The sequence below is a fragment of the Variovorax sp. 3319 genome (assembly GCF_031456585.1).
GTDB lineage: Bacteria > Pseudomonadota > Gammaproteobacteria > Burkholderiales > Burkholderiaceae_C > Variovorax > Variovorax paradoxus_P.
Map to the genome: position 1 here is coordinate 200786 of NZ_JAVDUZ010000009.1, position 13464 is coordinate 214249.

Genomic DNA, 13464 nt, shown 5'->3' on the forward strand with positions numbered 1-13464 from the left:
CTCGGTTGCGAGCCGCGCCTGTCTGCGAACGAAAAAAGTGAGGTCCGCCATGTTCAATCACATCCTGGTTCCGATCGACGGCTCCGAAACTTCCATGCTCGCGGTCAGCAAGGCCAGCGGCCTTGCACTGGCGTTCGGAAGCCGCATCACGTTGATTCACGTGATCGACAACTATCCCTTCATCGGCGTCGGCGCGGACTACGCGCTGGGCCAGAACGAATACCTGGCTGCGGCCACCGCAAGCGCAAATGCGGCGCTCGCACGCGGCGTGGCCGCGCTGGCAGCCGAAGGCCTGCACAGCGACCAGCGCGTGATCGATGGCCATGTGGTCCATGAAGGCATCGTCGATACCGCCATTGCCATTGCGGCCGACCTGATCGTGATGGGCTCCCATGGCCGCAGCGGCATCGAAAAGCTGCTGCTCGGCAGCGTCACCCAGCGGGTGCTGCAAGACGCGACCATGCCCGTGCTGGTGGTCAAGGGCGGGCTGTAGAAAGAGAAAAAGCCGGCGCGCTCTCAAAGTTGAGCATTTGCTGCGTGGCGGGGTGCACAAAGCCCAGTTCGCTTGCGTGCAGCAGCAGGCGCGGCGCACGTGCCTGCACCTGGGCGTTGCCGTAGAGCGCATCGCCCAGAATCGGATGCCCGATAGACAGCAGATGCACGCGCAGCTGATGCGACCGGCCTGTGAGCGGTTCCAGCAACACGTGCGTGGCCGCTCCGTTGCCCCCATTCGACACCGATGAAGAAAGCGCCCGCCAATGCGTAAGGCTCGGCTTGCCCGCGGGGTCCACCTTCTGCAGCGGGCGCCTGGGCCAGTCGGCGATCAGCGGCGCGTCGATGACCGACCATTCATCGCGCACCGGCATGGCGCCGTCGACGACGGCCTCGTAGCGCTTGTGCACTGTGCGGTTGGCAAACGCATCGCCAAGCGCACGCTGCATCGCGGCGCCGCGCGCCATCAGCACAAGCCCGCTGGTCGCCATGTCAAGCCGGTGGACGACGAGCGCGTCCGGCCACCGCTGCATGGCGCGCGCGCTCAGGCAGTCCTGCTTGTCTTCACCGCGCCCGGGCACGCAGAGCAGGCCGGCAGGCTTGTTCAGCACCAGCAGGTGGGCGTCTTCGTGAACGAGGTCGATAAGGGGAGCGGTGTCGGGCATGGATGCGGCTGAGTGTAGAGAGGAGGCCAAGAGGAGGCCGGCAGGAGGGCAGGCAGGAGAGCCCGCCCTCATGCGAGGCTCATGAAGCCTCGGCTATCCTCGAACGAATGTCCTCCGGCCCCGCCTCTCCTGTTTCTCCTGCCCCGGTTTCCGCCTCTGTTCCCGCGCCTCCGAGCTTTTCCCAACTCCGGCGCGAGCGCCCGTTCATGCAGCTGTGGGTGGCGCGGCTTTTTGGCACGGCAGCGTCGCAGATGCTGCTGGTGGCCATCGGATGGCACATGTACGAGCTCACCAGCAGTGCCTGGGATCTCGGCCTGGTCGGCCTCTACCAGTTCGTTCCCGCGCTGCTCCTGGCGCTGCTGGCCGGCCACATGGTCGACCGCCACCATCGCGGCCGCATCGTGGCGGCCTGTTTTGCGGTGCAGGGGGTGGTGGCGCTCGTATTGCTGTTTGCGGTGGCGCAGCGCTTCGATACGCGCGGCCTGCTGCTGGGGCTGTCGCTGGTGCTCGGCGCCGTGCGCGCCTTCCAGATGCCGGCGCAGCAGGCGCTAACGCCGATGCTGGTGCCGCCCACCATGCTGCCGCGGGCCATGGCGTTCAGCTCGGCGGGCATGCAGGGTGCGATCATCGGAGGCCCGGCGCTCGGCGGCCTGCTGTTCGTTGCGGGCATGGCGGTGGTGTACGGCGCAAGCGTGCTGTGCTTTGTCATTGCGTGCGTGCTGGTGCTGCGCCTTCGCTATACCCATACGCCGGCTGCGCGCGAGCCGGTCACGCTGGCCACGGTGTTTGCCGGGGTCAATTTCATCTGGCGGCGCAAGCCCGTGCTCGGGGCGGTGTCGCTCGATCTTTTCGCGGTGCTGCTGGGCGGCGCCGTGGCGCTGCTGCCCATCTACGCCAAGGACATCCTGCACACCGGGCCATGGGGCCTCGGGCTGTTGCGCAGCGCGCCGGCGGCGGGTGCGCTGGTCATGTCGATTGCGCTCACGCGCCGGCCCATCGAGCGCCACATCGGTCGCACCCTGCTGATTGCGGTGGGACTCTTCGGCCTGTGCATGGTGGTGTTCGGCATTTCGCGCAGCTTTGTCGTTTCGCTGGTTGCGCTGGCGGTGTCAGGCGGGGCCGACATGGTCAACGTGGTGATCCGCCAGACGCTTGTGCAGCTCGAAACGCCTGACGCCATGCGCGGCCGGGTGAGTGCGGTCAATTCGATCTTCATCGGTGCCAGCAACCAGCTGGGCGAGTTCGAATCGGGTGCCACGGCGGCGCTGCTCGGGCCGGTGGGTTCGGTGGTGCTGGGCGGGGTTGGCACCATGATGGTCGCGCTGGGGTGGTTCAAGCTGTTTCCATCGCTTGCGCAGCGGGACCGGCTGGTGGTCGCTGCGCCGGTTCAGGCCATCAAGCAGGGCTGAACGGGTCCGGTCGTCAGAAGACCGAGAACGCCTTCGGCGCATCGATTGCAAGATCGTCTTGTGCCTCGGCCACGCAGGGCAGTATCCAGCCCTCGGCTTTTTCCTCGGCGCTCAGGCCGGGCCATTCGATGGTGTGGCGTACCGAGCCCGACAGCAGCTGGCAGATGCAGGTGCGGCAGGTGCCGTTGCGGCAGGAGCTCGGCATTTCGATGCCGACAGCCTCGGCAGCCCTCAAAAGCGTGGTGCCCGCCTCGGCCTCGAAACCAAGGCCCGAAGGCTCGAGTCGGACCTTCATCGCTGCGGGGGCTGTTGTTGCTGCTGCTCGCGGCGCTGTTCGCGCAGCATGAAGAGATAAAGGCTTTCGACCTTCTCGCGTGCCCATGGCGTCTTGCGCAAGAACTTGAGGCTTGAGCCCACGCTCGGTTCGAACGTGAAGCAGCGAATGGGAACGAGGTGGCCGAGCTGTTCCCATCCATAGTAATCGGCCAGCGCCTTGACGATGGCTTCCAGCGTGAGCCCGTGCAGCGGGTTGCGGGGCTGGGCCGGCTTGGCGGGCGCTGGCGTTTCGTCGGTCACTTGTTCTTGAGCTTGCCGCGCGGAATGACCGCGGTGGTAATGGTGCGGACCGGCTCGATGCCGCCGGTGCCCGCGGGCTTGGGCGGCGAGGTGTCCTTCTTCGGTTTCTTGGCTTCCTTGTTTGCGCGTTGTTGACCCTTGGCCATATCTACCTCCTGTTGATGTGTATCTGCTGCGTGTGCAACAAGCAGTTTAGCGGTGCGGCGACAATACGCGGTTCCATTTGATTTTCCGCATCCATGTCCGATTACGAAGTTCGCCCCGCCACGATGCGCGACGCCAAGGCCGTCGCCGAAGTCCACACCCTGGCCGCCCAGGCTGCCTACCAGGGCATCCTGCCCGAGGAAGAGCTGCGCACGCTGGCCCCGGCCACCCGCGAGGCCAAATGGCGCGAAGCCATCGAGTTCAGCGAACCGCAGGTGCAGGTGGCAGTGCTTGGCAGCGAAATCGTCGGCTTCGTCGGCTTCGACCGCTCGCGCGATCCCAAGACCCCGTCCACGGCGGGCGAAATCTGGGCGCTGTACGTCAGACCCGAGCACTGGGGCAAGGGCATCGGCGTTGCGCTGTGGGACGCCGCGCGCGAGGGCCTCGAAGAAGAAGGCTGCACCACCGTGACCGCGTGGGTGCCCATTCGCAACGACCGCGCCATGCGCTTTTTTGAACTGGCCGGTTTCAAGCGCGAAATGAAGACCGCCAAGACCACCGCACTGGGCACCGTGCGCGTCGAAGAAATTCGCCTCAAGCGCAACGTGGCCTGACGCGCCTGCCGCGTACGGGTATTGCCAGCGCAGGCTGCGGTTGCGGCTAAGCTCGCCGATTCTTTTTTTTCACACCGACCTTTGCCATGGCCACCAGCCTGCTTCTGCTGCTCGACGACATCGCAACCGTTCTGGACGATGTCTCGGTCCTCACCAAGGTAGCCGCCAAGAAAACTGCCGGCGTTCTGGGCGACGACCTCGCGCTCAATGCGCAGCAGGTATCGGGCGTCAAGGCCGACCGCGAACTGCCGGTGGTCTGGGCGGTGTGCAAGGGCTCGTTCGTCAACAAGCTCATTCTGGTGCCCGCGGCACTGGCCATCGGCACCTGGCTGCCCTGGCTGGTAACTCCGCTGCTGATGGTCGGCGGCGCTTTCCTGTGCTTCGAGGGCTTCGAGAAGCTGGCCCACAAGTTCCTGCACAAGAAAGAACACGAGGCCGATATCGCACGCCACGAGCGGGCAGTGGCCGATGCGGCCGTCGACGTGGTTGCGGCCGAAAAGGACAAGATCAAGGGCGCGGTGCGCACCGACTTCATTCTGTCGGCCGAGATCATCGCCATTACGCTGGGCACCGTTCAGGGCCAGCCCTTCGTCACGCAGCTCACCGTGCTTGCGGGCATTGCGCTTGTCATGACCGTCGGCGTCTACGGCCTGGTGGCCGGCATCGTGAAGCTCGACGACGCGGGGCTTTACCTGAGCCAGCAGGCCAGCAAGGCGGCGCAAGCGCTCGGCCGCGGCATTCTTGCTGCCGCGCCCTGGCTCATGAAGGGACTGTCGGTTGCGGGCACCGCCGCCATGTTTCTGGTGGGCGGCGGCATCCTGGTGCACGGCGTGCCGGCGTTCGGCCACGCGGTCGAAGACTGGGCCAAGGCCACGGGCGGCGTATTCGGCGCGCTGGGCTCGATGGGGGTGAATGCCGGCGTGGGCATTGTGGCCGGTGCCATCGTGCTGGCGTGCGTGGAGCTTTTCGGCAAGCTCCGCGGCAAGAAGGACTGATTCGCGCCTTCGAGCCGCGTTTCGGTTATTCGCGCGGTTTGCCGCGCTGGAACACCCCCACCGCAACCAGCGCCGCGCCCAACGCCAGCGCGAACCAGCCGACCAGGTAGGCGCCCGCCACCATGTCGAACCAGCGCGTTCCCTGCAGGAAGCGCGGGCCCAGCAGAACAGCGGCACCAATGGCCAGGCAGAGAATGCCGCGTTCGACTGTGCGGAGTTGTCGTTTGGGTTGGGCCATGGTTTTTTTCGGTCAGCTCGCTTGCGTTGTCAGTGCGACATTGTCCCGCGCATTGCGGCCGGGTGCCCCTGCAAAGGAAATGACTTGCCCGTGGGCACCAGCGTGTCGCCGTCCAGGCGCAGGATCGTGATGTCCTGGTCGATGAAGTTGCCCACGTAGAGGTACTTTCCGTCGGCACTCCACACAGCACCTTCGGGCAGGCCGCGCACCACCACCTCGTTCGCGCGCGTTACCTTCTTGCCGTCTATCTTCAGCAGCACCACCGAGCCGTTGCGGTTGTAGAAGTAGGCGTTCTTTGCCGAGTTGCTGCCGCGCAGGAGCACGGCCACCGCGTGCCGGCCGGTCGGGCTCACGGCCAGACCTTCGGGGCCGTCGCCTACCACCACCTTGTCGACCACGCGCGGCGGCGCGGCTTCCAGGTCGATCACGCTCACGGTGTCCACCTGCCCGTCGGATGCGCCCGAGTTGCCGTTGTCGGCCGTGAGCGCAAGCTTGCCGTCGGGCGTTACGTCGACGTTGTAGGGCCAGAGGCCGGCCGCAAGGTCGACCTTGTTGTAGCTGACCTTCTCGCCGTTCACTTCGAGCAACGCGATCTTGTGGGTTGGAAACTTGGCCGCCAGCGCGCGCTTGCCGTCCGGCGTAAAGCGCACATGCGCAACCGAATCGTTCATGGCCACGGTGTCTACGAGCGTCACCTGCTTGCCCGCGATGCGCAGCACGCTCACCGAGTTGTCCGCACGGTTGGCCACCAGCGCAAGGTTGCCCGCGCGGTTGATCGACAGGCCCGAAGGCTGCTTGCCCACGGTGAGCGTATCGATCAGCTTGGGCGGCGTGGTGGTCAGGTCGATCACGAAAAGGCGGTTGTCGGGCACCTGTTTGCGCACGCCGTTTTCTTCCACGACGTTCAGCGAGTTGGCGACCAGTGCCAGCGTTTCGCCGGGCGTGATTGCAAGATTGACCGGTGGGCCGGCAATGGTGTTGTCCAGTTGCAGCGTACCCACGAGTTTCGGCGCGAGCGGATCGGTGCCGATGTCGAGCACCTGCACCGTGTCGCGCCCCATCGGCCCGAGGATGACGGCGCCGGCGTCGCTCCACGACTGCTTTTCGTCGTTGGCAACCAGCATGAGCTGGCGCTGCGGCACGGTGGGTGTGAGGCTGGTGCAGCCGGCAAGCGCAGCCAGGGCCAGGGCGGCCAGCGAGGCGGGGTGAAGTTTCATGAAGCGGTCTCCGTGTTGTAGGTCTTTGTGCTGCGGCCTGCGTGCGCCTGCCGCAGCGCATGGTAGCGGCACAATCGAATGACCCAACCCCCCAGAGCATCCGCATGACCATCGAGATTTCCAAGGAAGCGCGCCAGCAGGCCATTACGTCGATAGAGCGCTACTTCAACGAGAACATGGAAGAGAAGATCGGCAATATCGCCGCCGGTGCGCTGCTTGGCTTCTTCCTTGAAGAGGTGGGCCCGCTCGTCTACAACAAGGCCGTGGCCGATGTGCAGGAGCGGCTGCAATCGCGCATTTCCGAGGTCGACCTGGAGGTGCACGAAGACGAGTTCCAGTACTGGCGCAAATTCGACCGGCAGAAAAAAGGCAAGTAGGCACTTCTACTGCCCTGCAAAGATGCTTCCAAACGTTGCAAAATCCCAGGCCATGCACCAACACCGCACGCTCCTTCGTCTTGCGCCTTCTTTGCCGCGCCTGCGCATCTTTCTTGCCGCCCCGTTCGTGCTGGCCGCTTCCATTGCAAGCGCCCAGCTGGATCCGTCGGCTTTCCCCCTGGATTCCGTCGGCTACCTGAACGAGGAGCTGCCCCGCATGGAAGCCGCCATTGCCGCGCGCGACCGCAGCTTTTTTCAGGGGGCCATGGCACGCACGGTGCAATTCTCTGAACGCTGGGGCTTCAAGGCGCAAGCCAATCCAGACCTGGCCAAGTACCCGATGTGCACCGACGCCGTGATGGACTACGTGGTCGTCGGCATGTGCAAGCTCAACCCGTCGGGCGATGTATGCGAGCCCGGACTGGCACCGCGCTTCGAAGCCAACGTGCAGCGCTGCCGCGAGGTCGCGGCACGAAAATAACCGTCCCGTCCCGGGACGAAAAAAGAAATCCTCGCAGGCAATGCGGGGTGGAGACACGCATGGACTACACCGGCTACCAGACCCTTTCGATCACGCGCCGTGGCACCAACGGCGCGGTGCTCGACATCCAGATGCGCGCGCTCAACGGCAAGCTGCCGACGGCGGGGCACGATGGCCACCGCGAGCTCGCGGAGATCTGGCGCGATGTTGCGGCTGACGACACGGTGCGCTGTGCGGTGCTGCGGGGCGAAGGGCTGGGCTTTTCGGGCGGCGGCGATCTGGCAATGGTGCAGGACATGACCACCGACGACGCGGTGCGCCAGCGTGTCTGGAAAGAAGCGCGCGACCTTGTCTACAACATCATCAACTGCGACAAGCCCATCGTGAGCGCCATGCACGGCCCGGCCGTGGGCGCGGGGCTGGTGGCGGGGCTGCTTGCCGATATTTCCATTGCCAGCAAAGGCGCGAAGATCGTCGACGGCCACACGCGCCTTGGCGTGGCGGCGGGCGATCATGCGGCCATCGTGTGGCCGCTCTTGTGCGGCATGGCCAAGGCCAAGTACCACCTGCTGCTGTGCGAGCCGGTGAGCGGCGAAGAGGCCGAGCGCATCGGCCTGGTGTCGCTTGCAGTGGAAGAGGCCGATCTGCTGCCGCGCGCCTATGAACTGGCCGACCGTCTTGCCGCGGGCAGCCAGAGCGCGATTCGCCTCACCAAATACGCGCTCAACAACTGGCTGCGCCAGGCCGGCCCTACGTTCGACGCATCGCTGGCCCTCGAGTTCATGGGCTTTGCCGGTGCCGATGTGCGCGAAGGCGTGGCATCGCTGCGTGAACGGCGGGCGCCGAACTTCGGCTGATCAGGCGGGCGGGTATGCAACGCCGGCCGCGCCCGGTGCCCACGGCGCGTACTTTTGCATCGCGCGCTCGAACAGCACGGACCCGGTCCAACTCGCGAGCCACGCGAGCAATCGCGGCCAGGGCTGGCTGTCGAACCATGCGGAATCGACCATTGAAAACTGCCGCACGAAGGGCATGACGGCGGCGTCCGCCAGGCTGGCCCGCGCGCCGAAAAGCTGGCCGGAACCGACGAGCCTTGCCTCCAGTTGCAACAGGAACTGCGCACCCGATTCACGCGCGCCGGCGGCTGAACCGTCGAACCTGGCCGGGTACTTGTAGCGGTCGAGCTGGGGCTTGAAGCTGTTGTCGCACATCGCCACCAGCGCGAGCATGTCGTCCAGCGTGCCGGCATCTGGCTCGAGCCAGCGCTCGGGGTCGCTCCGGCGCAGGGCCCACAGCATGATGTCTAGGCTTTGCTCCAGCACCGCACCTTCGGGCAGCACCAGCACGGGCACCGTGCCCTTGGGCGATGCGGCCAGCATTTCGGCAGGCTTGTTCTTCAGGACCACTTCGCGCAGTTCGCAACGCTCGCCGCTTGAGGCCAGCGCAAGGCGCGCGCGCATTGCATAAGGGCAACGGCGAAAGCTGTAGAGGAGGGGAAGGCTCGTGTGCTGCATCGAACCCGGGAGTCTATGCCGTGCTGCCGTGCCGAGCGGGGCAATGCGCGCAGCCGCCCCGGATTGTTCAGCCCCTGCAATCTCCGCAGGTGCCGTGCAGCGTAAGCGCCGTGTGGCGCGTGTCGATGCCTTGTTTGCGCAGTTCACGGCCTAGGCGGCTCATCACCTTGGGCAGCTCCGGGTCGGAGGGAAGCGCCAGCACCTTGTGGCACTGGTTGCATTCGAAGATGTTGCCCGAAGCGGCTTCCACGTGGCGCGAAAAGCGGTTGATGCGGTCCGCGCCCACGCGGCGGTCGCACAGGCCCGCTTCAACCAGCCGGTCGAGCACGCGGTAGATGGTGACGCGGTCGGGCGGTGCCCCGGTGGCGGTGGTGTAGGCGGCCACCACGTCGTCGTGCGTCAGGGGTTGGGGGGCGTGTTCCAGCAACTCCAGCACCGTTTGCGCAGCGCGCGTCACGCGCAGGCCGGTGCTTCGCAGCAGGGCTTCGCTGCCAGATGCCGCGGTGGCGGGGGAGGGCTTCGTCGGGTGTGGGCTCATGGCTTTTGCGTGGAACCGCCATTGTGTTGCATTCGGTGAGTCCGCGCCCCAGGCGGCTCGAATGCGCTAAGGTCTGGTTTTTGGCGTTTCTGCATACCTTCTACCGACCATGTCCCGTTCCCCGATCGAAATCGAAACAGCTCCCCATCCCACCGCCACGGTGATCGTGATGCACGGCCTTGGCGCCGACGGAAACGACTTCGTGCCGATTGCCAACGAACTCGACCTTTCAAGCGTGGGGCCCGTGCGTTTCGTGTTCCCGAATGCGCCCGTCATTCCGGTGACCATCAACGGCGGCTACCAGATGCCCGCCTGGTACGACATTGCGGCGGCCGACCTGGTCGCACGCGAAGACGAAGCGGGCCTTCGCCGCTCGCAGGCCGTCATCGAAGCGCTCATTGCCAACGAGAAGGCCCGCGGCATCAAGGCCGGGCGCATCGTGGTGGCCGGTTTCTCGCAAGGCTGCGCCATGGCGCTGATGACGGGCTTGCGCCATACGGAGCAGCTTGCGGGCATCGTCGGTTTGTCGGGCTACCTGCCTATTGCGGCCACTACCGCTGCGGAACGCCATGCGGCCAATCACGAGACGCCTGTTTTCCTGGCGCACGGCCGGCAAGACCCGGTGGTGCCGCTCGAGCGGGCGCTGCAGTCGCGCGACGCGCTCACCGCGCTGGGCTATACCGTCGAGTGGCATGAATACACGATGGCGCATTCGGTCTGCATGGACGAAATTGCCGACCTGAACCGGTTTCTCCTGCGCGTGCTGGCGGCCTAGCGGAGCGAGCGCGCGCCCGATTTCAGCCTACCCATCCGCCCAATCTGCGAGCGCACGCACCATGAATATTGCTACCAAAACAATAGCGGCGGCCAGCATAGCGGAAGGAGGGATTCCCTGCACGAGCAGTGCCTGCGCGGGCGTGCTACCTTCCAGCCCCTCAGAAGATCGACGGGTATAAGAATATGAGCAGCAGATTGCAGGAGAGGTTGGGTGCGCTCTCAACCGCGAGGTTGAAGGGCATGCGTCGCGGCATCGAGAAGGAAAGCCTGCGCGCCCTGCCGGACGGCAAGCTCGCGCTCACGCCCCATCCGCTTGCGCTTGGATCGGCGCTCACACACCCGCACATCACCACCGACTTCAGCGAATCGCAGCTCGAACTCATCACGGGCGTGCATGCCAATGTGGAGTCGGCGCTCGACGAGCTGACGCGTGTGCACCAGTTCACCTACCGGGTGCTCGATTCGCTCGGCGACGAGCGCCTGTGGGTGTCCAGCATGCCCTGCGGCCTGCCGACCGACGAGACCATTCCCATCGGGCGCTACGGCTCGTCCAACGTGGGGCGTGCAAAGAGCGTCTACCGCATGGGCCTCAGCCACCGCTACGGGCGGCGCATGCAGACCATTTCGGGCATTCACTACAACTGGTCGCTGCCCGATGTGTCCAGCGAACAGTATTTCGCGCTCATCCGGAATTTTCGGCGCCACGCATTCTTGCTGCTGTACCTGTTCGGCGCTTCGCCGGCGCTGTGCTCGAGCTTTGTCGCGGGGCGCCCGCACGAGTTGCAGCCGCTAGGCGACGGCAGCATGTTCATGCCGCACGGCACTTCGCTGCGCATGGGGCGCCTTGGCTACCAGAGCGATGCGCAGGCCTCGCTGGCCGTGAGCTACAACAGCCTCGAAGGCTACGGCGCCTCGCTGCAAGACGCGCTCACCCGGCCCTGGCCGGCGTACGAGGCCATCGGCATTCGCAACCTGGGCGGCGACTACAACCAGCTTGCCACCAGCCTGCTGCAGATCGAGAACGAGTTCTACGGCACCATCCGCCCCAAGCGCGTCATCAACCCCGGCGAGCGGCCCCTGCACGCGCTGCGCGAGCGGGGCGTCGAATACGTCGAGGTGCGGCTGATGGACCTGGACCCCTTCGAGCCCGTGGGCATCAATGCGCAGACCATGCGCTTCATCGACGTGTTCCTGCTGCAGTGCCTGCTGAGCGACAGCCCGGCCGATACCCCGCAGGAAATTGCCGAACTGGCGCACAACCAGCACCTCACCGCCGCGCGCGGACGTGAGCCGGGGCTGCAGCTGCTGCGCGGCGGGCGCGAGGTGGCACTGGCCGATTGGGGCGTAGAGCTGGTGGAGCAATGCGTGCCCATCGCGGCGGCGCTCGATGCGGCCTACGGCGGCACGCAGCATGCCGACGCCGTGCAAGCGGCGCTTGCGGCCCTGCAGAACCCCGACAGCCTGCCTTCGGCGCGCGTTCTGGCCGCCGTCGAACAACGCCACGGCAACTCGTTCATCGGCTTCATTCGCGCGCAGTCCGAAGAGACCCGCACGGCGCTTCTGGCCCTGCCGTTCCCGCCCGAGCAGCAGGCCGGGTTCGAGCGCATGACGGAGGAATCGATCCAGGAGCAAAAGCGCATCGAGGCCGCCGACACCATGCCCTTCGAGATCTATCGCGAGCAATACGTATCGCCGGCACGCCTGGGGCTTGGCCGCGGGCGGATGGCCGTTGCGGCCTGAGCCGGCCGCTGTCCTACGCGTCTCACCACGGCGCAGCCCGCCTGACGACAGTTGCGGGCGCCTATTGCCTACAGGCATTGGCCTGCATGACTCACCGCTGGCGCGGCTGCCGCGGAGACCATAGGTCGCATGCACCCCGAAAGCTACAGATTCGCATTCCGGCCGCTGGCTCGGCCGGGGGTTCCGGCATGACTTTCAAGGCCTATCTTGTCGAGGACAGCGTCCTCATCCGTGAAAACCTCGTCGGCTTCCTGCACGACGTGGCAGATGCGGACGTGGTGGCCTGCGCCAGCACCGAGGAAGAGGCGGTGCACTGGCTGCACGAGCATCGCGACGACTGGGACCTGACCATCGTCGATCTTTTCCTGAAGCGCGGCAACGGCCTCGGCGTGGTCCGGGCGTGCCGCGACCGTGCGGCCAACCAGAAAGTGGTGGTGCTGAGCAACTACGCCACGGCCGACATGCGCCAGCGCTCCGCGCAACTGGGCGCCGATGCCTTCTTCGACAAGTCGGCCGAACTCGACCAGTTGGTGGCCTACTGCGAAAAGCTGCGTCACGCGCGTGACTGAGCTCATGCGCGGGCGTTCGCGCCGGCGTGCTTTTCTGGGGTAAAACGCCACGCGGCCGCTGCTGCGGTCCATTGGCACACACCTATTCCCCACCCAAACAAGGCAAAGAGAGCAAGAGATGACTCAAGGCACCATCGACTTCAAGGGCCGCGTGGCCATCGTCACCGGCGCAGGCGGCGGGCTTGGCCGGCAGCATGCGCTGGCATTGGCGGCACGCGGGGCCAAGGTGGTGGTCAACGACCTGGGCGGCGCGGCCGACGGTTCGGGCGGCTCGGCAAGCGCGGCGCAGGCCGTGGTCGACGAGATCAAGGCCGCCGGCGGCGAAGCCATGGCCAACGGCGCCTCGGTGACCGATTTCCAAGCGGTGCAAGCCATGGTGCAGCAGGCGGTCGATGCCTGGGGCCGCGTCGACATACTGGTCAACAACGCCGGCATCCTGCGCGACAAGAGCTTTGCCAAGATGGACCTTGCCGATTTCAAGCTGGTGGTCGATGTGCACCTGATGGGCGCGGTGAACTGCACCAAGGCCGTCTGGGCGCTCATGAACGAGCAGAAATACGGCCGCATCGTGATGACCACTTCGTCTTCGGGGCTCTACGGCAACTTCGGCCAGAGCAACTACGGCGCGGCCAAGCTTGCGCTGGTGGGGCTCATGCAAACGCTGAGCATCGAAGGCGCGAAGAACGACATCCGCGTCAATTGCCTGGCGCCCACGGCGGCCACGCGGATGACCGAGGGCCTCATGCCGCAGGAAGTGCTCGATGCGCTCAAGCCCGAGGCGGTGGTGCCCGCCATGCTGGTGCTGGCCTCCACCGACGCACCCAACCGCACCATTCTTTGCGCGGGCGCAGGCACCTTCGAGGCCGCACACATCACCCTTACGCAGGGCACCTGGCTGGGCATTGGCGCAGACACGCCAGAGCAACTTGCGGCGCGGCTCGCCGAGGTGACCTCGCGCGAGGGCGAAGTCGTGCCCCAGAGCGGTTCGGCACAGGGCACCAACGAAGTGGGCAAGGCCCTGGCCAACGCGAGCAAGGGCTGACGCGTGACGCGCTGATGGCGCTTGGGCTGGATACGCCCGGCGCCAATGCACCTGCGTGCGCACCTGCGTGCAAATG

At 65.9% G+C, this 13464-nt stretch carries 19 protein-coding genes; 11 read left to right on the forward strand and 8 right to left on the reverse strand.

The genetic code is table 11. The features are described 5' to 3' along the window. The first annotated feature begins 49 nt into the window (after positions 1 to 49). The gene (locus tag J2X67_RS19090) at positions 50 to 493 is read left to right on the forward strand and encodes a universal stress protein (protein WP_281147008.1); all 444 of its coding nucleotides are present in this window, start codon (positions 50 to 52) and stop codon (positions 491 to 493) included. On the opposite strand, the gene J2X67_RS19095 is transcribed toward J2X67_RS19090, so the two are convergent. Then, entirely contained in the window at positions 477 to 1157 is a 681-nt protein-coding gene (locus tag J2X67_RS19095) for an RluA family pseudouridine synthase (protein WP_309955348.1), read from the reverse strand. The two genes, J2X67_RS19090 and J2X67_RS19095, sit on opposite strands and share 17 nt — an antisense overlap. Positions 1158 to 1363: 206 nt before the next feature. Here J2X67_RS19095 and J2X67_RS19100 point away from each other — a divergent pair, with 206 nt between their 5' ends. After that, the gene (locus J2X67_RS19100) at positions 1364 to 2566 is read left to right on the forward strand and encodes an MFS transporter (RefSeq protein WP_409050517.1); all 1203 of its coding nucleotides are present in this window, start codon (positions 1364 to 1366) and stop codon (positions 2564 to 2566) included. Between the two features lie 13 nt (positions 2567 to 2579). Here the strand turns inward: J2X67_RS19100 and J2X67_RS19105 are convergent, their stop codons facing one another. The 3 genes from J2X67_RS19105 to J2X67_RS19115 are packed head-to-tail and all read right to left on the reverse strand — an operon-like array spanning position 2580 to position 3288. Then, positions 2580 to 2861, reverse strand: a complete 282-nt coding sequence (locus J2X67_RS19105) for a 2Fe-2S iron-sulfur cluster-binding protein (RefSeq protein ID WP_309955352.1) — start codon at positions 2859 to 2861, stop codon at positions 2580 to 2582. Then, positions 2858 to 3142: a VF530 family protein gene (locus tag J2X67_RS19110; protein ID WP_309955353.1), complete on the reverse strand. Its 285-nt coding sequence runs from the start codon at positions 3140 to 3142 to the stop codon at positions 2858 to 2860. The genes J2X67_RS19105 and J2X67_RS19110 overlap by 4 nt, the downstream gene beginning before the upstream one ends. After that, positions 3139 to 3288, reverse strand: coding sequence for a hypothetical protein (locus J2X67_RS19115; RefSeq protein ID WP_164547877.1), 150 nt, complete (start codon positions 3286 to 3288; stop codon positions 3139 to 3141). The genes J2X67_RS19110 and J2X67_RS19115 overlap by 4 nt, the downstream gene beginning before the upstream one ends. A gap of 93 nt (positions 3289 to 3381) precedes the next feature. Here J2X67_RS19115 and J2X67_RS19120 point away from each other — a divergent pair, with 93 nt between their 5' ends. Further along, the gene (locus J2X67_RS19120) at positions 3382 to 3900 is read left to right on the forward strand and encodes a GNAT family N-acetyltransferase (protein WP_309955355.1); all 519 of its coding nucleotides are present in this window, start codon (positions 3382 to 3384) and stop codon (positions 3898 to 3900) included. 86 nt (positions 3901 to 3986) lie between these two features. After that, positions 3987 to 4895 carry a DUF808 domain-containing protein gene (locus tag J2X67_RS19125; protein ID WP_309955357.1) on the forward strand — a complete coding sequence of 303 codons (909 nt, stop codon included), beginning with the start codon at positions 3987 to 3989 and terminating at the stop codon, positions 4893 to 4895. Between the two features lie 25 nt (positions 4896 to 4920). On the opposite strand, the gene J2X67_RS19130 is transcribed toward J2X67_RS19125, so the two are convergent. Together J2X67_RS19130 and J2X67_RS19135 are read right to left on the reverse strand one after the other, a co-directional pair. Continuing rightward, positions 4921 to 5133 (reverse strand): hypothetical protein, encoded by a 213-nt coding sequence (locus J2X67_RS19130; RefSeq protein ID WP_309955359.1) that lies wholly within the window; start codon positions 5131 to 5133, stop codon positions 4921 to 4923. Positions 5134 to 5162: 29 nt separating this feature from the next. Beyond that, complete coding sequence (locus J2X67_RS19135; protein WP_309955361.1) at positions 5163 to 6350, reverse strand: YncE family protein; 1188 nt, start codon at positions 6348 to 6350, stop codon at positions 5163 to 5165. 104 nt (positions 6351 to 6454) lie between these two features. Here J2X67_RS19135 and J2X67_RS19140 point away from each other — a divergent pair, with 104 nt between their 5' ends. Genes J2X67_RS19140 through J2X67_RS19150 form a run of 3 tightly spaced genes read left to right on the forward strand, consistent with a single transcriptional unit; the run spans position 6455 to position 8065 of the window. Continuing rightward, entirely contained in the window at positions 6455 to 6727 is a 273-nt protein-coding gene (locus tag J2X67_RS19140) for a DUF2164 domain-containing protein (RefSeq protein ID WP_309955363.1), read from the forward strand. A 52-nt stretch (positions 6728 to 6779) separates the two neighbouring features. Then, positions 6780 to 7208, forward strand: coding sequence for a hypothetical protein (locus J2X67_RS19145; RefSeq protein ID WP_309955365.1), 429 nt, complete (start codon positions 6780 to 6782; stop codon positions 7206 to 7208). A gap of 59 nt (positions 7209 to 7267) precedes the next feature. Then, positions 7268 to 8065 carry an enoyl-CoA hydratase/isomerase family protein gene (locus J2X67_RS19150; RefSeq protein WP_309955367.1) on the forward strand — a complete coding sequence of 266 codons (798 nt, stop codon included), beginning with the start codon at positions 7268 to 7270 and terminating at the stop codon, positions 8063 to 8065. Here J2X67_RS19150 and J2X67_RS19155 read toward each other — a convergent pair whose 3' ends face one another. Continuing rightward, positions 8066 to 8722, reverse strand: coding sequence for a glutathione S-transferase (locus J2X67_RS19155; protein ID WP_309955368.1), 657 nt, complete (start codon positions 8720 to 8722; stop codon positions 8066 to 8068). Positions 8723 to 8789: 67 nt separating this feature from the next. Next, the gene (locus J2X67_RS19160) at positions 8790 to 9260 is read right to left on the reverse strand and encodes a transcriptional repressor (protein WP_309955370.1); all 471 of its coding nucleotides are present in this window, start codon (positions 9258 to 9260) and stop codon (positions 8790 to 8792) included. A 109-nt stretch (positions 9261 to 9369) separates the two neighbouring features. Here J2X67_RS19160 and J2X67_RS19165 point away from each other — a divergent pair, with 109 nt between their 5' ends. From J2X67_RS19165 to J2X67_RS19180, 4 genes are all read left to right on the forward strand, one after another. After that, positions 9370 to 10035 carry a dienelactone hydrolase family protein gene (locus J2X67_RS19165; protein ID WP_309955372.1) on the forward strand — a complete coding sequence of 222 codons (666 nt, stop codon included), beginning with the start codon at positions 9370 to 9372 and terminating at the stop codon, positions 10033 to 10035. A gap of 185 nt (positions 10036 to 10220) precedes the next feature. Continuing rightward, the gene (gene gshA, locus J2X67_RS19170; RefSeq protein WP_309955374.1) at positions 10221 to 11777 is read left to right on the forward strand and encodes a glutamate--cysteine ligase; all 1557 of its coding nucleotides are present in this window, start codon (positions 10221 to 10223) and stop codon (positions 11775 to 11777) included. A gap of 188 nt (positions 11778 to 11965) precedes the next feature. After that, on the forward strand, positions 11966 to 12346 hold the full coding sequence (locus J2X67_RS19175; protein ID WP_309955376.1) for a response regulator transcription factor: 381 nt from the start codon (positions 11966 to 11968) through the stop codon (positions 12344 to 12346). A 118-nt stretch (positions 12347 to 12464) separates the two neighbouring features. Beyond that, positions 12465 to 13388: an SDR family NAD(P)-dependent oxidoreductase gene (locus tag J2X67_RS19180; protein WP_309955378.1), complete on the forward strand. Its 924-nt coding sequence runs from the start codon at positions 12465 to 12467 to the stop codon at positions 13386 to 13388. Positions 13389 to 13464 lie beyond the last annotated feature (76 nt).

Coding starts and splice junctions, on each gene's coding strand:
- J2X67_RS19090 (WP_281147008.1), top strand. CDS start 50: ATGTTCAATCACATCCTGGTTCCGATCGACGGCTCCGAAACTTCCATG.
- J2X67_RS19095 (WP_309955348.1), bottom strand. CDS start 1,157: ATGCCCGACACCGCTCCCCTTATCGACCTCGTTCACGAAGACGCCCAC.
- J2X67_RS19100 (WP_409050517.1), top strand. CDS start 1,364: ATGCAGCTGTGGGTGGCGCGGCTTTTTGGCACGGCAGCGTCGCAGATG.
- J2X67_RS19105 (WP_309955352.1), bottom strand. CDS start 2,861: ATGAAGGTCCGACTCGAGCCTTCGGGCCTTGGTTTCGAGGCCGAGGCG.
- J2X67_RS19115 (WP_164547877.1), bottom strand. CDS start 3,288: ATGGCCAAGGGTCAACAACGCGCAAACAAGGAAGCCAAGAAACCGAAG.
- J2X67_RS19120 (WP_309955355.1), top strand. CDS start 3,382: ATGTCCGATTACGAAGTTCGCCCCGCCACGATGCGCGACGCCAAGGCC.
- J2X67_RS19125 (WP_309955357.1), top strand. CDS start 3,987: ATGGCCACCAGCCTGCTTCTGCTGCTCGACGACATCGCAACCGTTCTG.
- J2X67_RS19130 (WP_309955359.1), bottom strand. CDS start 5,133: ATGGCCCAACCCAAACGACAACTCCGCACAGTCGAACGCGGCATTCTC.
- J2X67_RS19135 (WP_309955361.1), bottom strand. CDS start 6,350: ATGAAACTTCACCCCGCCTCGCTGGCCGCCCTGGCCCTGGCTGCGCTT.
- J2X67_RS19140 (WP_309955363.1), top strand. CDS start 6,455: ATGACCATCGAGATTTCCAAGGAAGCGCGCCAGCAGGCCATTACGTCG.
- J2X67_RS19145 (WP_309955365.1), top strand. CDS start 6,780: ATGCACCAACACCGCACGCTCCTTCGTCTTGCGCCTTCTTTGCCGCGC.
- J2X67_RS19150 (WP_309955367.1), top strand. CDS start 7,268: ATGGACTACACCGGCTACCAGACCCTTTCGATCACGCGCCGTGGCACC.
- J2X67_RS19155 (WP_309955368.1), bottom strand. CDS start 8,722: ATGCAGCACACGAGCCTTCCCCTCCTCTACAGCTTTCGCCGTTGCCCT.
- J2X67_RS19160 (WP_309955370.1), bottom strand. CDS start 9,260: ATGAGCCCACACCCGACGAAGCCCTCCCCCGCCACCGCGGCATCTGGC.
- J2X67_RS19165 (WP_309955372.1), top strand. CDS start 9,370: ATGTCCCGTTCCCCGATCGAAATCGAAACAGCTCCCCATCCCACCGCC.
- gshA (WP_309955374.1), top strand. CDS start 10,221: ATGAGCAGCAGATTGCAGGAGAGGTTGGGTGCGCTCTCAACCGCGAGG.
- J2X67_RS19175 (WP_309955376.1), top strand. CDS start 11,966: ATGACTTTCAAGGCCTATCTTGTCGAGGACAGCGTCCTCATCCGTGAA.
- J2X67_RS19180 (WP_309955378.1), top strand. CDS start 12,465: ATGACTCAAGGCACCATCGACTTCAAGGGCCGCGTGGCCATCGTCACC.